The 17965-nt window shown below is 47.0% G+C and carries 16 protein-coding genes; 10 read left to right on the forward strand and 6 right to left on the reverse strand.

Annotated features, from left to right (window positions below; all coding sequences use genetic code 11):
- Positions 1 to 94: 94 nt before the first annotated feature.
- The 4 genes from G4O42_RS04730 (at position 95) to G4O42_RS04745 (ending at position 4287) form a co-directional block, all read left to right on the forward strand.
- Positions 95 to 1837 carry a phospho-sugar mutase gene (locus G4O42_RS04730; RefSeq protein ID WP_032874253.1) on the forward strand — a complete coding sequence of 581 codons (1743 nt, stop codon included), beginning with the start codon at positions 95 to 97 and terminating at the stop codon, positions 1835 to 1837.
- 145 nt (positions 1838 to 1982) lie between these two features.
- Positions 1983 to 3119 carry a GAF domain-containing sensor histidine kinase gene (locus tag G4O42_RS04735; protein ID WP_032874255.1) on the forward strand — a complete coding sequence of 379 codons (1137 nt, stop codon included), beginning with the start codon at positions 1983 to 1985 and terminating at the stop codon, positions 3117 to 3119.
- Positions 3119 to 3766, forward strand: coding sequence for a response regulator (locus tag G4O42_RS04740; RefSeq protein ID WP_032874257.1), 648 nt, complete (start codon positions 3119 to 3121; stop codon positions 3764 to 3766). The genes G4O42_RS04735 and G4O42_RS04740 overlap by 1 nt, the downstream gene beginning before the upstream one ends.
- Positions 3763 to 4287 (forward strand): NADPH-dependent FMN reductase, encoded by a 525-nt coding sequence (locus G4O42_RS04745; RefSeq protein ID WP_032874264.1) that lies wholly within the window; start codon positions 3763 to 3765, stop codon positions 4285 to 4287. The genes G4O42_RS04740 and G4O42_RS04745 overlap by 4 nt, the downstream gene beginning before the upstream one ends.
- A gap of 14 nt (positions 4288 to 4301) precedes the next feature.
- Here the strand turns inward: G4O42_RS04745 and G4O42_RS04750 are convergent, their stop codons facing one another.
- The gene (locus G4O42_RS04750; protein ID WP_032874267.1) at positions 4302 to 4544 is read right to left on the reverse strand and encodes a YhdB family protein; all 243 of its coding nucleotides are present in this window, start codon (positions 4542 to 4544) and stop codon (positions 4302 to 4304) included.
- Positions 4545 to 4735: 191 nt separating this feature from the next.
- On the opposite strand from G4O42_RS04750, the gene G4O42_RS04755 reads away from it, so the two are divergent.
- Complete coding sequence (locus G4O42_RS04755; RefSeq protein ID WP_032874270.1) at positions 4736 to 5059, forward strand: DUF3889 domain-containing protein; 324 nt, start codon at positions 4736 to 4738, stop codon at positions 5057 to 5059.
- 44 nt (positions 5060 to 5103) lie between these two features.
- On the opposite strand, the gene lytF is transcribed toward G4O42_RS04755, so the two are convergent.
- The 3 genes from lytF to G4O42_RS04770 form a co-directional block, all read right to left on the reverse strand.
- On the reverse strand, positions 5104 to 6558 hold the full coding sequence (lytF, locus tag G4O42_RS04760; RefSeq protein WP_032874273.1) for a peptidoglycan endopeptidase LytF: 1455 nt from the start codon (positions 6556 to 6558) through the stop codon (positions 5104 to 5106).
- A gap of 179 nt (positions 6559 to 6737) precedes the next feature.
- On the reverse strand, positions 6738 to 7172 hold the full coding sequence (nsrR, locus tag G4O42_RS04765; RefSeq protein ID WP_032874275.1) for a nitric oxide-sensing transcriptional repressor NsrR: 435 nt from the start codon (positions 7170 to 7172) through the stop codon (positions 6738 to 6740).
- Between the two features lie 132 nt (positions 7173 to 7304).
- A complete protein-coding gene (locus G4O42_RS04770) occupies positions 7305 to 8819 on the reverse strand; it encodes a mechanosensitive ion channel (protein WP_007610307.1) in 1515 nt (504 codons plus the stop codon).
- Positions 8820 to 8988: 169 nt separating this feature from the next.
- Here G4O42_RS04770 and G4O42_RS04775 point away from each other — a divergent pair, with 169 nt between their 5' ends.
- Entirely contained in the window at positions 8989 to 10395 is a 1407-nt protein-coding gene (locus tag G4O42_RS04775) for a SpoVR family protein (RefSeq protein WP_007409274.1), read from the forward strand.
- A gap of 37 nt (positions 10396 to 10432) precedes the next feature.
- Here the strand turns inward: G4O42_RS04775 and G4O42_RS04780 are convergent, their stop codons facing one another.
- Complete coding sequence (locus tag G4O42_RS04780; RefSeq protein WP_032874278.1) at positions 10433 to 11812, reverse strand: alkaline phosphatase PhoA; 1380 nt, start codon at positions 11810 to 11812, stop codon at positions 10433 to 10435.
- Positions 11813 to 12270: 458 nt separating this feature from the next.
- On the opposite strand from G4O42_RS04780, the gene G4O42_RS04785 reads away from it, so the two are divergent.
- On the forward strand, positions 12271 to 13095 hold the full coding sequence (locus G4O42_RS04785) for a C40 family peptidase (RefSeq protein ID WP_024085067.1): 825 nt from the start codon (positions 12271 to 12273) through the stop codon (positions 13093 to 13095).
- Positions 13096 to 13163: 68 nt separating this feature from the next.
- Here the strand turns inward: G4O42_RS04785 and G4O42_RS04790 are convergent, their stop codons facing one another.
- Positions 13164 to 14039 carry a transcriptional regulator CitR gene (locus G4O42_RS04790; protein ID WP_032874282.1) on the reverse strand — a complete coding sequence of 292 codons (876 nt, stop codon included), beginning with the start codon at positions 14037 to 14039 and terminating at the stop codon, positions 13164 to 13166.
- A gap of 109 nt (positions 14040 to 14148) precedes the next feature.
- Between G4O42_RS04790 and G4O42_RS04795 the strand changes: the two genes are divergently transcribed.
- The 3 genes from G4O42_RS04795 (at position 14149) to bcaP (ending at position 17935) form a co-directional block, all read left to right on the forward strand.
- Positions 14149 to 15252 (forward strand): citrate synthase/methylcitrate synthase, encoded by a 1104-nt coding sequence (locus G4O42_RS04795; RefSeq protein ID WP_032875166.1) that lies wholly within the window; start codon positions 14149 to 14151, stop codon positions 15250 to 15252.
- Positions 15253 to 15331: 79 nt separating this feature from the next.
- Positions 15332 to 16201 (forward strand): SDR family oxidoreductase, encoded by an 870-nt coding sequence (locus G4O42_RS04800; RefSeq protein ID WP_014417296.1) that lies wholly within the window; start codon positions 15332 to 15334, stop codon positions 16199 to 16201.
- A gap of 330 nt (positions 16202 to 16531) precedes the next feature.
- Positions 16532 to 17935, forward strand: a complete 1404-nt coding sequence (gene bcaP / locus G4O42_RS04805) for a branched-chain amino acid transporter BcaP (protein ID WP_032874288.1) — start codon at positions 16532 to 16534, stop codon at positions 17933 to 17935.
- Positions 17936 to 17965: the final 30 nt, after the last annotated feature.

The following is a 17965-nucleotide window of genomic DNA, read 5'->3' on the forward strand; positions in this document are numbered from 1 at the left end:
TTTTACATAAAGCATTTGGTTAAGTTATCAAGTGACACGGGCAGCCGCTTCATATTAAAATATGGTCATAAGCTGAAATTATAGGAGGACGAACATGAGTTGGAGTAAGAGTTACGAACGCTGGAATCAGGCCGAACAATTAGATTCAGAATTGAAAAAATTATTGGCGGACGCAGAAGGAAACGAGCAGTTGCTGGAAGATTTTTTCTACAAAAATCTTGAGTTCGGAACAGGAGGCATGAGAGGAGAAATCGGGCCGGGTACGAACAGAATGAACATTTACACGGTCCGCAAAGCATCCGCCGGACTTGCGGCGTATATCGCGAAACAGGGGGAAGACGCGAAAAAAAGAGGGGTTGCGATCGCATACGACTCCCGTCATAAATCTCCTGAGTTTGCGATGGAAGCTGCAAAAACCCTTGCTTCCCAAGGCATTCAAACATACGTATTTGATGAGCTCCGCCCGACGCCTGAGCTGTCTTTTGCGGTGAGAAAGCTGAACGCTTATGCCGGCATCGTCGTGACGGCCAGCCATAACCCGCCTGAATATAACGGATATAAAGTGTATGGCGATGACGGCGCACAGCTGCCGCCGAAAGAAGCGGACATCGTCATTGCGGAAGTGAATGCCATAGAAAATGAATTAACGATTCAAGTTGAAGATGAACAGTCGCTGAAAGAAAAAGGTTTGATTAAAATAATCGGTGAAGAAATTGATAAACCGTATACTGAAAAACTGACTTCCATCTCCGTACATCCCGAGCTTTCGGATGAAGTGGATGTCAGCGTCGTGTTCACTCCCCTTCACGGCACGGCAAATAAACCGGTGCGCCGCGGTCTTGAAGCACTCGGTTACAAAAACGTCACCGTCGTAAAGGAGCAAGAGCTGCCGGACCCGGATTTTTCAACCGTCAAATCGCCGAATCCGGAAGAGCACGCGGCATTCGAATATGCCATTAAGCTCGGAGAAGAACAAAATGCCGATATTCTTGTCGCTACGGACCCGGATGCCGACCGTCTCGGCATTGCCGTAAAAAACAGCGAAGGCAAGTACACAGTGCTGACGGGAAACCAGACAGGCGCGCTTTTATTGCATTACCTGCTTTCCGAGAAGAAAAAACAGGGCACCCTTCCTAAAAACGGTGTCGTCATGAAAACGATTGTCACGAGCGAATTGGGCCGCGCCGTCGCTTCATCTTTCGGATTAGATACGGTTGACACGCTGACAGGCTTCAAATTTATCGGTGAAAAGATCAAAGAATATGAAAAATCAGGCCAATACACGTTCCAGTTCGGGTATGAAGAAAGCTACGGCTACTTAATCGGCGATTTCGCGCGTGACAAAGACGCGATCCAGGCTGCGCTGTTAGCCGTCGAGGTATGCGCCTTTTATAAAAAGCAGGGCATGTCGCTTTATGACGCGCTGCTGTCCATTTTTAAAGAATACGGATATTACCGTGAAGGCTTGAAGTCATTGACGTTAAAAGGAAAACAGGGAGCAGAGCAGATTTCCGCTATCCTGACTTCATTCCGAAACGATCCGCCGAAGCAGATGGCCGGAAAACAAATCACTCAGGCTGAAGACTATTCAACGGGAAAACGGACTGTATTTGCCGATCATCATGAAGAAGATATTGATCTGCCGAAGTCAAATGTCCTGAAATATTTCCTTGAAGACGGCTCTTGGTTCTGCCTTCGTCCATCAGGAACGGAGCCGAAAGTGAAGTTCTATTTCGCCGTGAAGGGAACTTCTTTACAAGACAGCGAACAGCGTCTTGCCGCATTATCTGAAGCCGTCATGAAAACGGTGGATGGCATAGTGGAAAAAACGAAATAAACAACAAACCGCCGGAAGCGACATCCGGCGGTTTTTTTATACGCCTCATCCGAAAGTATGAGGAAAATTCATGCTGAAAACAAAGGAATATACAGAAAAGAATTGATATAATATGGATAATTCTGATTGGCCGGAGTGAGGGAAATTGACGAAAACGACGGTAGAAACGTTAAAAACGTTAAAAGCGATTGCGGAAACCTTAAACCAAAACCACGATTTAAAGGAAGCGCTTGATAAAGTGCTCCGCGAACTGCTCAGCCTGACCGGGCTGCAGACAGGGTGGATTTTTCTGATTGAGCCGGACGGGTCTTATACGCTCGCCGCATCCGCTTATTTACCGCCGGCTCTCGGTCAGCGGGAAAATGCACTCATGTGCAGCGGGGAATGCTATTGTCTGACCAAATTCAGCAATGGGGGTTTGACAAAGGCCGTAAACATAATGAATTGTAAACGGATTGAATTTGCGGAACAGACGACGAACTGCCGCGATACGGAGGGCATTACCCATCATGCGACCGTACCGCTTGAGGACGGCGGCCGGAAGTTCGGTTTATTAAACGTCGCCGCAAACGAAAAGACATTTTTCAACGAAGAAGAACTGCATCTTCTTGAAGCTGTTGCATTTCAAATCGGAACGGCGATTCAGCGGATGAAATTGGCCGAATTTGAGCAGCAGAACGCCCTGTTGATGGAACGAAGCAGACTTGCGCAAGAGCTACATGATTCCGTCAATCAGATGCTGTTTTCTGTCAGCTTAACGGCAAAAGCCGCAAAGAGTTTTACAAATGATGATCGGCTCCGGCAGATGATTACATTTATTCAAGAGCTGTCTCAGGATGCGCTAACAGAAATGAGGGCGCTTATTTGGCAGCTGAAGCCGGAAAGTTTGACGAAAGGGCTGTATGCGTCGATCAAAAGCTATACCGCTCTTATCGGTCTGGAAGCCGTTTGTGAAATGGAGGATGAGCTGGAGCTTACGGATGAACAGGAACACGCGCTTTGGCGGATCGCCCAGGAAGCCTTGAATAACTGTAAAAAGCATGCGGGAACGGACCGGGTTATCATTTCCGCCGTTAAAAAGCCGGATTGCGCCGAGCTTCACATTAGCGACCGCGGAGCAGGCTTCAGCGCTGATGCGCATGCTGTGCTCCCATCGCTCGGCGTGGCCGGCATGAAAGCGCGGGCTGAAGCGATCGGAGGCCGCTTTACATTGCAATCCGAGCTTGGCGCCGGAACGATTGTCTCCGTTCGGCTTCCGTTTCGGGACAGGAGGTCTGATTGATGAAAATTGTGATTGCTGATGATCATCACGTTGTCCGCAAAGGACTGCGCTATTTCTTCGCCACTCAGGAAGACATTGAAGTTGTCGGTGAGGCGTCCACCGGTGCTGAAGCGCTTCAGCAAGCTGAAAAGACGGAGCCGGACATCATTCTGATGGATTTATCAATGCCTGATACGGACGGCATAGAAGCGGCAAAAATTGCGGCTGAACGATTTCCGGACATCAGTATCGTCGTTTTGACGAGCTATTCTGATCAGGAGCATGTCATTCCCGCCCTTAAAGCCGGCGCAAAAGCGTATCAGCTGAAAGACGCCCAGCCCGATGATTTAGTGAAAACGCTCCGGGAAGTGTATTCCGGACGTTACCGGCTGTCGGCGGATATTGTGCCTCATGTGCTGACCCACATGGTTCAGGATGATCAGGATAAGGAAAAATATTATCACCTGACCCCTCGTGAAAAAGATGTTCTTCAAGAAATAGCCAAAGGAAAAAGCAATAAGGAAATTGCGGCGGCACTGTTTATTTCAGAAAAAACAGTGAAGACCCACGTGTCCAACCTGCTGTCAAAGCTGAATCTTTCCGATCGGACGCAGGCGGCATTGTATGCGGTAAAATATAATGTTTTTGGAAAGGCGGTAAAATCATGAGCATATTAGTGATCAGCGGCACACCGAGAAAAAACGGGCGGACGAGAATTGCCGCTTCTTATATCAGAGATCGGTTTCATACCGATTATATTGATTTGAGCGAAAGTGATCTGCCGCTTTATAACGGTGAAGAAGAACAGAACGAGCTGCCTTCAGTGCAAGAGTTAAGGCGGCAGGTGAAAAAGTCGGCGGCCGTCGTCTTATTATCTCCCGAGTATCACAGCGGCATGAGCGGCGCTTTAAAAAACGCCATCGATTTTTTAAGCAGCGATCACTGGGCATACAAACCGGTGGCAATCATTGCCGCGGCGGGCGGAGGAAAAGGAGGCATGAACGCGCTGGCGAATATGCGGACGGTCATGCGGGGCGTTTATGCAAATGTCATCCCGAAACAGCTGGTCTTAGACCCGATTCACATTGACATGGAGCGCCGGACCGTATCTGAGGATATGGCGGTCAGCCTGAAAGAGATGATCGAAGAGCTGAATATGTTCACAAATACAAGAAATCCCGGCGTCTGACGCCGGGATTGTTTTTATGTCAGCATGGCTAATTGATCTTCATAAACGAGCTCCGCCGCATGATCAATATACCCGAGAAGAGAATACAGCTCTTTTTCAAGCACCGCATGATCATATTCGAAATGATACGCGTGCAGAAAGTGCTCAATACGCTTTGATAATAAATCATCTTTTGTACGAACCATCAATATTAACAAATTGTCCCATTGAGACCGGTGTGTGTAATACAAGGCTTTGTCATAATCGGCATGATCCATCTAACGCTTCTCCTTTCAATGAGAAGTTCTCCGTTAGTTTATGCCGCTGAAGCCCGGATGCAACGGGGGAAAAGTTGGTGTCCTTATCACTGCGGCATAGCAATATGAGGGAGACATAAAATAAAACCGCATATCCGTCTCTTCTTTGGACACGCTAAGATTGACAAAAAACGACTCAGGAGAACATAAAGATGAAATCCCTTCCATTTGCGCTTGCCCTCTTGTTTTGCGGCATTCTCATTGCCTCTATCGCTGAAAAAGGGCATACAGAACACCTTGATCCATCAGTTGAAAAATGGGAGCAGCTCGCATGGAACCAGCTTGAACGTGAATACAAGGGGGCCGAGCTTACCGATTATTCGTACATGGGCCGTACAAAAGTGAACCGGGAACAGACGAAAGATGTGTTTCGCGTAACGGTGCAAACATCAAAAGAAACGTTTTCATCCCGTGCTGAAGTGTATTTCCATCCCGTAACAAAACACGTGATCAGCATTAATATTTTCAGACTGTAAAAAAAGCTGCACAGCCTAATTGAGGCCGTACAGCTTGTCAGATATCAGAAGAAACGTTTTGCGCCGAGGTAGCGCTGTTTCCAATAGGAATTGTTCATGCTGGAAATAACGACACCCGAATCGTTGGCATTAATAAACTGGCCGTTCCCGAGATAAATACCGACGTGGGAAGGTCCGGCTTTATAAGTTGAGAAAAAGACAAAGTCACCGACCGCCGGCTGGCTGACTGATGTCATCGTATTCCAGTAGCCTGCGGCTGAAAGTCTGGATACAGAAGTGACCTTATTGAGAACGTAATAAATGAAACCGCTGCAGTCAAAGCCTCTCGGCGTTGTCCCGCCCCATACATACGGTACGCCCAGTTGAGCTTTTGCGGCATCGATCATTACATTAATCTTCGCGCTTGTTGAACCTGTGCCGCCTGTGTTGCCGGACTGATTCGGTGTCGTGTTTGTCTGCTGCCCGGTAATCGTCAGCTTTTGTCCGATTTGAAGAACATCTGTTTTCAGATTGTTTTTCTCGCGGATCTGCTGGGCCGTCACATTGAACTTTTGGGCGATCACCCATAAAGAATCCCCGCTTTTCACGGTATATGTAGTGGTTTTCCCTGTATCTCCGGACTGGTTCGGAGTTGACGGTGAAGTCGAAGAGCCGGAAGATGACGTTTTTGTCAGCTTAAGCACTTGTCCGACCCGCAGCATGTCTGACGTCAGTTTGTTGATGCTTCTGATTTGCTGAACCGTCATGTTGTATGCGTTTGCGATTTTCCAGAGTGAGTCTCCGCTTTTTACTGTATAAGAGGACGTTTGCGTCTGGTTTTTATTTTGGTTTGAATTGTCTTTTGACGGCGTGTTTCCCGAAGAAGACGTTCCTTTTGTTTTCAGGACTTGGTTTACGTAGATCGTATCCGTTTTTAAGTTGTTTAATACTTTGAGTTCCGCAATGGTCATATTGACGCTGTTTGCGATCTTCCATAGTGAATCGCCGAGTTTGACTTTATACGTCCCGGAAGATGATGACTGCTTTTTGCTGCTGTTTGAGCTGCTGCCCGGTGTGTTTTTTTTCTGATCGGTGCTTGAGGAAACTTTCCCCGTCACTTGCAGCTTCTGTCCGGCGCGGATTAAGTCGCTTGTCAGACCGTTCATTTTTTTCAGTTCCTGTACAGACATTTTAAAATCAGATGCGATCAGCCACAGCGAGTCTCCGCTTTTCACTGTATAAACGCTTTTAGTCGTGCCGCTGTTCTTTGAAGATGGCTTTGAGCTGCCGGAATCTGATTTGCCGTTAGGAATGTTGAGCGTCTGCCCGATAGAAATAACGGTGGATTTTAGATGATTCGCTGATGTAATGGCATCCACGCTTGTATTGTAGTTTTGGGCAAGCTTCCATAATGAATCTCCGCTTTTAACCTTAATCGTTTGTGCTTCTGCCGGTGTTACAGCTAACGCAGACCCGACGATCGCAGATGCAGTCAAACCGACCGCTACCTTTTTTTTCATAATGAATCTCCCTTTTCCTGCGATGATTTTACTATCCCCATTCGTTGCAGCCGCAAGGTGAGGATATCAGTAATGATAATCTTTATATCGGCACTTGTCTGCAATCGTTTATCATATTAATAGAAATAGTCCTTTTTTCTTATGCCGGCATAAAAAAAAGAAGGAATGCGGACATTCCTTCAGCTTCTGAGCAGTCTCATAATCTCCTCTTTGTTTTTGACCAGATCCCTTAACGTATATTTGTCTAAAACGGCCAGGTAAGCTTGCAGGGCTTCATTCAGAAGGTTCTTTAAGTTGCAGGCGGGAGATATGATACAGAGATTTTTTTTGGAGTCAAAGCATTCTACGATGTTAAAGTCGTCTTCTGTATTTCGAACGACTTCTCCAATGTTTATGTCTTCCGGTGTCATTCCTAATCGGATTCCGCCTCCCCGGCCCCGGATCGTTTCGACATACCCGAGCTGGCCGAGGCGGTAAATGACTTTCATGAGGTGGTTTTTAGAGATGGAATAAGTATCTGCGATTTCTTTTATGTTGGAAAGTTCGTCGGAATGTTTGGAAGCCAAAAAAATCAAAACGCGTAAAGAATAATCGGTATAGTTCGTTAATTTCATAGAATGACCTCGGAAAAAGAGATTTTGCTTCTGTTACAGTCTATCATATATGAATCTAAAATGAAAAAAAAGGAATTTGCCCCTTTAACTCAAAAAAAAACGTGCGCTCCTTCTGAGCACACGTTTTTTTCGTTAAGACATCGGCGGCTTACGATCGTCAGCCGATTGATGTTTTTCAATTTTGCGATCCAATTTTGCGAGATAACGGGAGGCAAATTCTTTTCCGCCAAGACCGAATGAAAGTCCGAAGGCAAGCGCGAAACCGCCCAGAATCAGAATAAACGCGGCATTTACGATCGTGTCGGCGACACCGAGCTGATCCAGCGCCATAAAGATTGAGAGAGTGATAATGGTATATTTCGCAAGCGGCGCCAGGAATCTGAATTCCTTTCCGCTCAGCATGCCGGCAAGCAGCCTGCTGACGAGCTGTCCGGCCAAAAGCCCGATTCCGAGAATAAATACAGCGGCCAGAACATTAGGCAGGTAAGCGATAATACCTGTTGCGATAACGACGAGAAATTCGAGATGAACAAGCTGCAGCGCCTCTGCCGTAAAGAGCAGGACGATGATGATCTGAACAATCATGCCGACCGTCTGAGAAAGCGTCAGCTTCGGGGTACCCGCCTGTTCAAAGCCCATTTTACCGAGAAGAGAGTCGAAACCGGCCCGGTGCAAGAGCCCGGATACAATGCTGTTGACCCATTTTCCGATCCAGATGCCGGCGATGATCAGCACGATACCGATGATGATATTAGGAAGCATTGTAAAGACCGTGTGCAGCATGGCTGACGCCGGTTCAGAAATACCCGCCACATCAAGCCGGTCAAGCGCAGAAATGATCACCGGAATGAAAATCAGCACGTAGACAATCGTTCCGATGATTGCCGACAGGCTTGTATCCTTCAGATAAATAGAAAGCCCCATACGTGCGGCGAGCCTTTCCGTGCCGATACTCGCCAGAAAGTTTGTGACGATATCACGGACGAGACGGGCAACAAGCCAGCCGATTAAAACAATCAGCGCCGCGGCGAATACTTTCGGTATAAAGGACAAAACGCTTTGGATCATATTTGTAAACGGCCCTGATACTCCGCTGATTTGGAGAGCGGCCAAGACGCCGGGCAGGAACAAGAGCAAGACGAAGTAGAAAACGATTCGTGAAGCGGCCGTAACGGATCTGCTCATCTCCGCTTCTTCAGACACCATTGTCCATTTTCTGAACCGGCCGTTTTCAGCGAGTTTCATGCCCGCTTTTTTGACGAGATAGCTGAAAAGCGAAGCGGCCGCCCAGCCCAACAGCAGAATCAGGCCGGCTTTTAAAATGCTCGGCACAGCCGCCGTTATCGCTGACAGCATGCTGACAAAAGGCGAAGCCACGGTTGTCAGATGCAGAATGTTAAAGAATAGAATAAAAACGATAATTAATGCGATAAAATAAATGACTTTACTGATGACTTTTTCTGAGGAATAGCGCGCCGGCTTTTTTTCGGCGAACAGCCTGTCGTCAATTTTTGTTTTTTGCAGGCCTTTGTATACGGCTTTTTCAATGATTTTGGCAATGCCCCAGCCGATAAGCAGGACGAGCAGTGCAATGACCAGATTCGGGAGTTTGCTGAGATACGTCGTAAGCATGTCTGCTGTATTCAAGTAGAATCGCTCCTTTTCTTTTTGGGGTATGGTGTGTGTTTTACCCACTTACAGATAAAGCAAACGGCGCGGATGTGCCGAAAGTTTTCAGCCGGAAACCGATCTGTTATTTCATCTTTTGAGAGGAGGGGTCATACATTATAAATAAGTCCAAGTAGGGGGGATTCGGTTGAACGCGGAGGAGACAAAAGGTTTACAGCGGGCAATTGAGGAAATAACCGACATTGCGAAGGGTTTCGGCCTTGATTTCTACCCGATGAGATATGAAATTTGCCCGGCTGAAATTATTTATACATTCGGCGCGTACGGCATGCCGACGAGATTCAGCCACTGGAGTTTCGGCAAACAATTTCATAAGATGAAACTCCATTATGATCTCGGTTTGAGCAAAATTTATGAACTTGTCATTAATTCCAACCCTTGCTACGCTTTTTTGCTGGACAGCAATTCGCTGATCCAAAATAAATTAATTGTAGCCCATGTTCTTGCCCATTGTGATTTTTTCAAACATAACTGCCGCTTTCAAAATACGAACCGGGACATGGTTGAGAGTATGGCGGCTGCGGCGGAGCGGATTAAGCATTATGAAAGAATTCACGGGATAAAAGAGGTGGAGTCCTTTTTAGATGCCATTCTGGCGGTTCAGGAGCATATCGATCCGTCGCTCGTCAGGCCGAAGCTGCTGTGGAGCGTCGATGACGAAGAGGAGGACGAAGAAGAAACCGCGCCATCGCCTTACGATGATTTATGGGGAATGGATAAGCCGAAGCAGGTGAAAAAGAAAAAAGGGAAAAAACCGTTTCCGCCCCGGCCGGAAAAAGATATTCTGCTGTTTATCGAAGAACATTCGCGGGAGCTTGAACCGTGGCAGCGTGACATTTTAACCATGATGAGAGAAGAAATGCTGTATTTCTGGCCGCAGCTGGAAACGAAAATCATGAACGAAGGCTGGGCATCTTATTGGCATCAGCGGATTATCCGCGAGCTTGACCTGACTTCAGATGAAGCCATCGAATTTGCGAAGCTGAACGCAGGCGTCGTTCAGCCGTCAAAAACGGGAATCAACCCGTATTATTTAGGGCTGAAAATTTTTGAGGACATCGAAGAGCGTTATGACAACCCGACAGATGAAATGAAAAAAACAGGAGTAAAGCCCGGTTCCGGCCGCGAGAAAATGTTTGAGGTCAGGGAAATTGAATCGGATATATCATTTATCCGCAATTATTTGACGAAAGATCTCGTAATGCGTGAGGATTTGTATTTATTCCAAAAGCAGGGCAGGGACTATAAAGTGATCGACAAAGAATGGAAGGCCGTGCGAGATCAGCTCGTGAACATGCGGGTCAACGGGGGATTTCCTTATCTGACCGTCAATGACGGGGATTACCTGAAGAATAATGAGCTTTATATTAAACATTGGTATGAGGGAATTGAGCTTGATCTGAAATATTTGGAGAAAGTGCTGCCGTATCTGTACCAGCTGTGGGGCAGGAGCGTGCACATCGAATCTGTTCTTGAAGACAGAGAAGTGATGTTTTCTTATGACGGCAAAGGAGTGCACCGGAGATATCTGTAAAAGAAGAAAGGATGCGGGGAAACCCCCGCATCCTTTTTTATTTTCCGTGTTTCAGGATGTGAAAAATCTTTTTGGCCTGGTCCGTGTTGTTTAAAAGCCCCGTAAATGACTCTCTTCCCGGACCGTATGCGTAAACGGGAACTTCTTCGCCCGTATGATCGCCGGTTGTCCAGCCGCTGTTGGTTTTCGCATTAAAGAGCTTAATGATCGCTTTGTAGACGCTCTTGTCAGCATCCTGTTTTGAGGCCGTTTCGATCTGTTTGATTTCAGCTTTTGACCATTTCAGGTCTGTATAACGCGCAAGCACGGAAGATACGGATTTACCCGCTTTGATTTGGTCAGCCATAAACGCCGGGGTTTTTTTTGCGGCAAGAATCGGTTCAACATGCCAGTTTTTATCGTCATTCGCGCCGATCGTCAATCCGCCGGTGGTATGGTCAGCCGTGGCAACGACAAGCGTATGTTTGTCCTTTTTGGCAAATGCGATCGCTGCTTTATACGCTTTTTCAAAATCCTTCATTTCACTCATTGCGCCGACTATATCATTGTCATGGCCCGCCCAGTCAATTTGGCTGCCTTCGACCATTAAGAAAAACCCTTTTTTATTCTTGTTCAGCCTGTCGATCGCTGCCGTTGTCATGTCTTCTAATGAAGGGACGGCGTTTGAGCGGTCGATTGCTTTGTCGAGTCCGCCATCGGCAAACAGGCCGAGAATCTTCTTGTTACGATCCTTTTTGAGCTCCTGTTTTGATGTCACGTAGCTGTATCCCGCTTTTTTGAAATCCTTTGTTATATTGCGGTCTTTACGGATAAAGTTTGACTTGCCGCCTCCGAGGAGCACATCGACTTTCTGTTTTCCGTTGATGCGGTCATCAAAGTAGCTGCTTGCGATGTCATCCATGTTCTTTCGGGATTTGTTATGGGCTCCGAATGCCGCAGGGGTGGCGTGCGCAATCTCCGAAGTTGCGACAAGTCCGGTGGATTTCCCTCTTTGTTTCGCTTCTTCGAGGACGGATTTTACCCGCTTTCCTTTTTTATCGACTCCGATCGCCGCGTTATACGTTTTCACGCCTGTGGCCATTGCCGTGCCAGCCGCCGCGGAATCGGTAATATTGGAATCAGGATCGTCAGGATAAGTCATCATCATACCGGTGAGATTGGGATCGAATGCTGTCAGTTTCATACCATCCGAAGGCTTTCCTTTGTTAATGACCGAACGGTAGGCGTTCATATAGGGAGCGCCCATTCCGTCGCCGACCATGAAGATGACGTTTCTGATCTCGTTTTTGTCAGGCTGTTTTTTTGCCGCAGCCTGTTCGGAGTGCTGAAGCCCCGCACCCGCAATCAGACCGGCTGTCAGTACGGATACGGCTGCCGCCGGCAGAAGTTTTGATCGAACCTGTTTAAATAGACTCATTCTCACTCGTCCTCCTTTAATCGTGTCTGTATGTCTAATGGTAGGGGGTGTTTGTAAAGAGCGTCTGTTTCTCCTGTAAATTTCAGGTGAAACATTGTTAGAAATGTAAATTCCGGTGTAACTTATGTTTTCAAGAAAGAGTGAAAACCATTCACTTTTTTGAAAAAGATGAGGATTTTTTTAACAAGGAGTTATTTGGAAAGTAAACTGCTTTGTTTTTCCAAAATACGATGATCACAGGAAAAAAACATGACAAATTGACTCGTTTTTCGTCACGTTTGAAATCAAATTGAAATATTTAATACCCTTAAAAACTTTTTTCTAAAACGAATTAGTAAGAAATTTGTCACGGGAAGTCAAGTCTATTTCTAGTGGAAATTGAACCTTATAATAGGAAACAGATAAAAACTTTAAAAAAGAGACACATAAAATAGATAGAATCATTCAGGGAGGAAAATATGAAAAAGCAACTTGTTACAGCAACAACGGCAGTGGTTTTGGGGACGACTTTGTTTGCGGGTGCGGCATCTGCGCAAACGATTAAGGTAAAAAAAGGCGATACATTATGGGGACTTTCAAATCGGTATGGAACGTCAATTAATTCCATTAAATCTGAGAACAAATTAAAATCGGATATCATTTACATCGGTCAGACGCTTTCGATTAACGGTAAATCATCTTCAGGTTCAAATTCGGGCAGCAAGTCATCATCGTCTACATATAAAGTCGTAAAAGGCGACAGCCTTTGGAAAATTGCGAATAAATATAAAATGACGGTAAACCAATTAAAAAGTTTAAACGGTTTAAAAACGGACCTGATCCGCATCGGGCAAGTGCTTAAAGTAAAAGGATCAACTTCCGGTTCAGCGTCTTCAGGATCTTCGTCATCAAAGAAGCCTTCATCCAGCCATAATATTGCACAGACGAGCCTGAATGTAAACAAGCTGATTTCTGATGCGCAATCTTTAATCGGCACGCCGTATGTATGGGGCGGAACAACGACTTCCGGCTTTGACTGCAGCGGATTTATCTGGTACCTGTTAAACAAACAGACGAGTGTCGGCAGAACAAGCACTGCGGGATACTGGAGCTCAATGAAGAGCGTGTCCAGCCCGTCAAGAGGAGACTTCGTCTTCTTTACAACATATCAGGCCGGCCCTTCACACATGGGTGTGTACATCGGAAACAACAAGTTCATCCATGCCGGTTCTGACGGCGTCACAACAAGTGATCTGAATAACAGCTACTGGAAGCCGCGCTACCTGGGCGCGAAAAGATTCTAGCAGTGAGAGAAACCCGTTCATCCGAACGGGTTTTTTATTTAGACGGGGCAGAGCTCCATTTGTTTCACCTAAAAATGAAAATGTGATAAAAAATCTAAAAAGGTTTTCTTTTTTTCATTTTCATAGAGGGCGATGGCGTACGCGCCCGCGCTCGGCATCTGGGCGAATTCGCACGGAATTTCAATCATGCTGCCTGCGGCGAGTTCGGACCGTACCGCTGACAGCGGCAGAAATGAGACGCCCAGCCCCTCTTTAATAAATCGTTTCGTAATATGCGTCTGTGTCACCTTCATTGTTCTGACGAAAGGGAACTGTATTCTGACCTGGCGGAGCAAATCATCCCAATAGTCAGGATGGTTATGGGTCAAAAGCAGATATTGTCCGAACAGGTCTTTCACTTCATTCGCCTTCCCTGTCCCGGGTTTTCGGCCGGGTGGCGCGACGAGGACAACGGGGTCATTGTACAGGGGGCGGCAAGTGAGGGAAGATGATTGCACCTTTAAGCAGCTCAGTCCGATATCGGCTGAGCCGTTTCTGATTTGAGAGGCGATTTCTTCCGATTCGAAAATGGTGACTGTCATTTCGGTTTCTTTATTGTCCTCTGTATAACGCTTCATGACAGACGGAAGAACGGTGTCGGCGATAAGCGGCGAAACAGCGAGCGTCAGCGTGTGCGAGTAGCCCTGGCGCACCCTGTGCAGCTCCGCCATGCTGTTTTCATAGTCTTCCAAAAGTCTCATGGCAAACGGCACGTATGCTTTTCCTTCTTCCGTCAATTGTATTTTCCGGCCGCTCCGCTGAAACAGCTTGCAGCTGATTTCTTTCTCTAATAATTTTATATGAACGGTGACGGTCGGCTGAGATAAAAAAAGCGTTTCCGCCGTTTTTCTGAAATTCTCATATTTTGCCGCGGTGACGAAGGTGTGAAGCCATTTAAAATCCATAGATGCACTCCTCTGATTAAAAGTTTTAATTAATTCCCTTAAAAATATTCATTATTTTTTAAATATTATATTTACTATAATAACAGAAAGAGGATAAGGGGGAATGAAATTGATTTATCGTGGATTGAAAGGGATTACTTGTGCAGAAACGGCGATCAGCCACATTGACGGAGAAAAGGGGCATTTAATATATCGCGGCTATGACGCGAAGGATATCGCATTGCAATTCAGTTTTGAAGAAGCGGCGTATCTCATTTTGAACGGGGCGCTTCCTGATGAGCGGCAATTGCTTGCGTTTCAGGAAGAACTTGCAGCCGAGCGCGGGCTTCCGAAACATTTGATCGGCTTACTGGAAACGCTTCCGGATGAAATGGACGACATGGCGGTGCTGAGAACGGCTGTTTCGGGTTTGGGCACAGATTCATTTACATATCCGCCCAAGCGGGAAGAAGCGATTAAACTGATTGCCGTCACACCGACGATTATTGCGTACAGATACCGCCGTAAACAAGGGCAGGAAGCGCTGTCACCCGAGGCGCGATACGGACACGTTGAAAACTATTTGTATATGCTGACAGGCAGGCAGCCGTCCGCAGCCCAAAAGAAAGCGCTTGAGACGTATATGATTCTGGCGATGGAACACGGGATGAATGCATCGACTTTTTCGGCGAGAGTCACCGTTTCGACTGAATCGGACTTAGTGTCTGCCGTCACTGCCGCACTGGGTACGATGAAAGGGCCGCTGCACGGAGGTGCGCCTTCAGGCGTCACGAAAATGCTTGAAGACATCGGGGAAAAAGAAAATGCAGAAGCGTATTTGACAGCGAAGCTTATGAGGGGAGAACGCCTGATGGGCTTCGGGCACAGGGTGTACAAAACAAAAGACCCGCGGGCGGAAGCGCTGCGCATAAAGGCTGAAGAAGTGACGGGAAATGATCCGTCGCTTGACTTGGCGCTTTATGTGGAGAAGGAAGCCATCCGCTTGTTAGAGCAATATAAGCCCGGACGGAAGCTGTATACGAATGTGGAGTTTTACGCAGCGGCTGTGATGCAGGCCATTGATGTCGACAATGATTTATTTACGCCGACCTTTTCAGCAAGCAGAATGGCAGGCTGGTGCGCACATGTGCTTGAACAGTCCGCTGACAACATGATTTACAGGCCGTCTGCGAAATACACCGGCGCTTTTCCCGAAACGGCTCAGCAGCTTTAATTACCGGCATATTTGTCCGTTTAACTCCCCGCACTGCGTGGTATCGTCTCAGTAATACCAATTGCAGGAGTGTGAGAATATGAATCCGATGGACAGACAGACGGAAGGACAAAAGCCGCAGGTGCAAAACCGCCAGCCCGGCATTGAGTCAGACATGGAGCCAAAACCGCTCTTGGAGGACCCGGATGTAAAAGGATCGGGCAGATTAAAAGGAAAAGTCGCCGTCATCACGGGCGGAGACAGCGGCATCGGCGCAGCGGCTGCGATCGCTTACGCGAAGGAAGGGGCGGATCTTGCCATCCTGTACCTAGACGAACATGCCGATGCCGAGAGAACGAAAAAGCGTGCGGAAGAATACCAGGCCGAATGCCTGTTAATTCCGGGAGACGTCGGTGATGAGGCGCATTGTCAGAAGGCGGTCCGGCAAGTCTTAGATCACTACGGAAAAATAGATATTCTCGTTAATAATGCGGCTGAGCAGCATCCGCAAAACGGGATTCTTGATATTACGGCTGAACAGCTGGAGAAGACATTCCGTACAAACATGTTTTCTATGTTTCATATGACTAAAGCCGTGCTGCCTCATCTCAAAAGAGGGAGCGCCATCATTAATACAACGTCGATTACCGCTTATCAGGGAGACACATCATTGATCGACTATTCGTGCACGAAAGGCGGCATCGTTTCCTTTACGCGTTCAATGGCGATGTCATTGGCCGATCAGGGGATCAGAGTAAATGCGGTGGCCCCCGGGCCGATCTGGACCGCCCTGATTCCGGCAACGTTTACTGAAGAAAAGGTGGAAAAGCACGGTCTGGACACTCCGATGGGAAGACCGGGACAGCCTGCGGAACACGCCGGAGCTTACGTGCTTCTGGCTTCAGACGAATCTTCCTATATGACGGGGCAGACCATTCACGTAAATGGCGGCAGGTTTATTTCAACATAATACGCAAGTCTTATCCCGCACTTTTAAAAAGTGCGGGATTTTTATTTGATTACATATGAATACGATTTTTAAAAAATGGAAGTCTCCAGCCGAATCACTAATGTTAATATTTCACAGCAGAGAATCCGCTGAGTTCTGTTTTATGAAAACTGAAATAATATATAGAATTTTCAAAAAAGTTATTTTCATTTTTATATTTTTCGCTATAATATGATGTAGGAGAAAGGAATGATGTGCTGAAACATTTCATGCGAAAAATAAGAATTTAGTCATTATCGCTATTGTTATCTGAATATTCTAACATATATTGATTTACAAGGAGTGAAGCAGATGAAGGGGAGCATATTCAGAAAGAAAAGCATTCAGGACCTGCTTGCCGCAACGGGCGGGGAAAAGTCGCTGAAAAGAGAGTTAGGGGCCTTTGATCTGACCCTTCTGGGGATAGGGGCCATCATCGGAACGGGAATTTTTGTATTAACCGGAACAGGCGCTGTCACGGCGGGGCCGGGGCTGACTGTTTCATTTGTCATCGCCGCTCTTGCGTGTTTATTTGCGGCTTTATCATATGCGGAATTTGCTTCAAGCGTCCCGGTTTCCGGTTCCGTCTACACGTTTACTTATGCGACACTGGGTGAACTTCTCGCATTTATCATCGGATGGGATTTAATCTTGGAATATATGCTCGCCGTCAGCGCGGTTTCGGTCGGCTGGTCCGGCTATTTTCAATCATTCTTGGCGGGCTTCGGCGTTCATCTTCCGACTGCATTAACGGCCGCGCCGGGATCCATTAAAGGCACGGTCACATTCTTTAATCTCCCCGCATTTGTTATCGTGCTTGCGATTACATTCCTCCTCTACTTAGGCATTAAGGAATCGAAGCGGGTCAATAATATTATGGTCATTTTGAAGGTTCTGGTTGTTCTATTGTTTATCGCCGTTGCGGCCGTATATGTCAAACCTCACAACTGGCAGCCGTTTATACCGATGGGGTTCGGCGGTGTTTTCAGTGCCGCGGCGCTCGTTTTCTTCTCTTTTATCGGTTTTGACGCCGTCTCTTCCGCCGCTGAAGAAACGAAAAATCCGGCGAAGGATCTGCCGAAAGGAATTATCTTTTCATTAATCGTCTGCACTGTGCTGTATGTGACCGTATCGGCGATTATGACGGGCGTCGTTCCGTTTGCCCGCTTTGAAGGCGTTGACCATCCCGTGTCTCTCGTCCTGCAGATGGCCGGACAGAATTGGGTGGCCGGGATTATTGATATCGGCGCAGTGTTGGGAATGACAACGGTGATGCTCGTCATGCTGTACGGCCAGACGAGGGTGATGTTTGCCATGTCCCGTGACGGTTTGGTGCCGGGGGCGCTTTCAAAAGTCCATCCGAAGCATAAAACGCCGCACGTGGTGACATGGGTGTTCGGCATCCTGTCGGCATTACTCGGCTCACTCGTCCCGCTTGATGAGCTGGCGAAGCTGGTGAACATCGGCACGCTTGCCGCATTTGTCCTGATTTCAGTAGCGGTTATCGTATTGAGAAAGAAACAGCCTGATCTGCCAAGAGCTTTTAAATGTCCGGGGGTTCCCTTTATTCCGATATTATCCATTCTGTTCTGCGTATTTTTGATTATTAACCTTGGCGCCACCACCATATTCCGTTTCTTTATCTGGCTGATCATCGGTCTGGTGATTTATTTCTTATATTCGAGAAAGCATTCGAAATTAAACGGGGATTTGTAAGGAGCGGCACCCGCCGCTCCTTTTTATTTT

It is taken from the genome of Bacillus sp. LUNF1, assembly GCF_011008975.1.
Lineage (GTDB): Bacteria > Bacillota > Bacilli > Bacillales > Bacillaceae > Bacillus > Bacillus velezensis.

Bases quoted from the DNA above. Each gene is read 5' to 3' on its own strand.
- G4O42_RS04730 (WP_032874253.1), top strand. From the start codon at position 95: ATGAGTTGGAGTAAGAGTTACGAACGCTGGAATCAGGCCGAACAATTA.
- G4O42_RS04740 (WP_032874257.1), top strand. From the start codon at position 3,119: ATGAAAATTGTGATTGCTGATGATCATCACGTTGTCCGCAAAGGACTG.
- G4O42_RS04745 (WP_032874264.1), top strand. From the start codon at position 3,763: ATGAGCATATTAGTGATCAGCGGCACACCGAGAAAAAACGGGCGGACG.
- G4O42_RS04750 (WP_032874267.1), bottom strand. From the start codon at position 4,544: ATGGATCATGCCGATTATGACAAAGCCTTGTATTACACACACCGGTCT.
- G4O42_RS04755 (WP_032874270.1), top strand. From the start codon at position 4,736: ATGAAATCCCTTCCATTTGCGCTTGCCCTCTTGTTTTGCGGCATTCTC.
- lytF (WP_032874273.1), bottom strand. From the start codon at position 6,558: ATGAAAAAAAAGGTAGCGGTCGGTTTGACTGCATCTGCGATCGTCGGG.
- nsrR (WP_032874275.1), bottom strand. From the start codon at position 7,172: ATGAAATTAACGAACTATACCGATTATTCTTTACGCGTTTTGATTTTT.
- G4O42_RS04780 (WP_032874278.1), bottom strand. From the start codon at position 11,812: ATGAGTCTATTTAAACAGGTTCGATCAAAACTTCTGCCGGCGGCAGCC.
- G4O42_RS04785 (WP_024085067.1), top strand. From the start codon at position 12,271: ATGAAAAAGCAACTTGTTACAGCAACAACGGCAGTGGTTTTGGGGACG.
- G4O42_RS04790 (WP_032874282.1), bottom strand. From the start codon at position 14,039: ATGGATTTTAAATGGCTTCACACCTTCGTCACCGCGGCAAAATATGAG.
- G4O42_RS04800 (WP_014417296.1), top strand. From the start codon at position 15,332: ATGAATCCGATGGACAGACAGACGGAAGGACAAAAGCCGCAGGTGCAA.
- bcaP (WP_032874288.1), top strand. From the start codon at position 16,532: ATGAAGGGGAGCATATTCAGAAAGAAAAGCATTCAGGACCTGCTTGCC.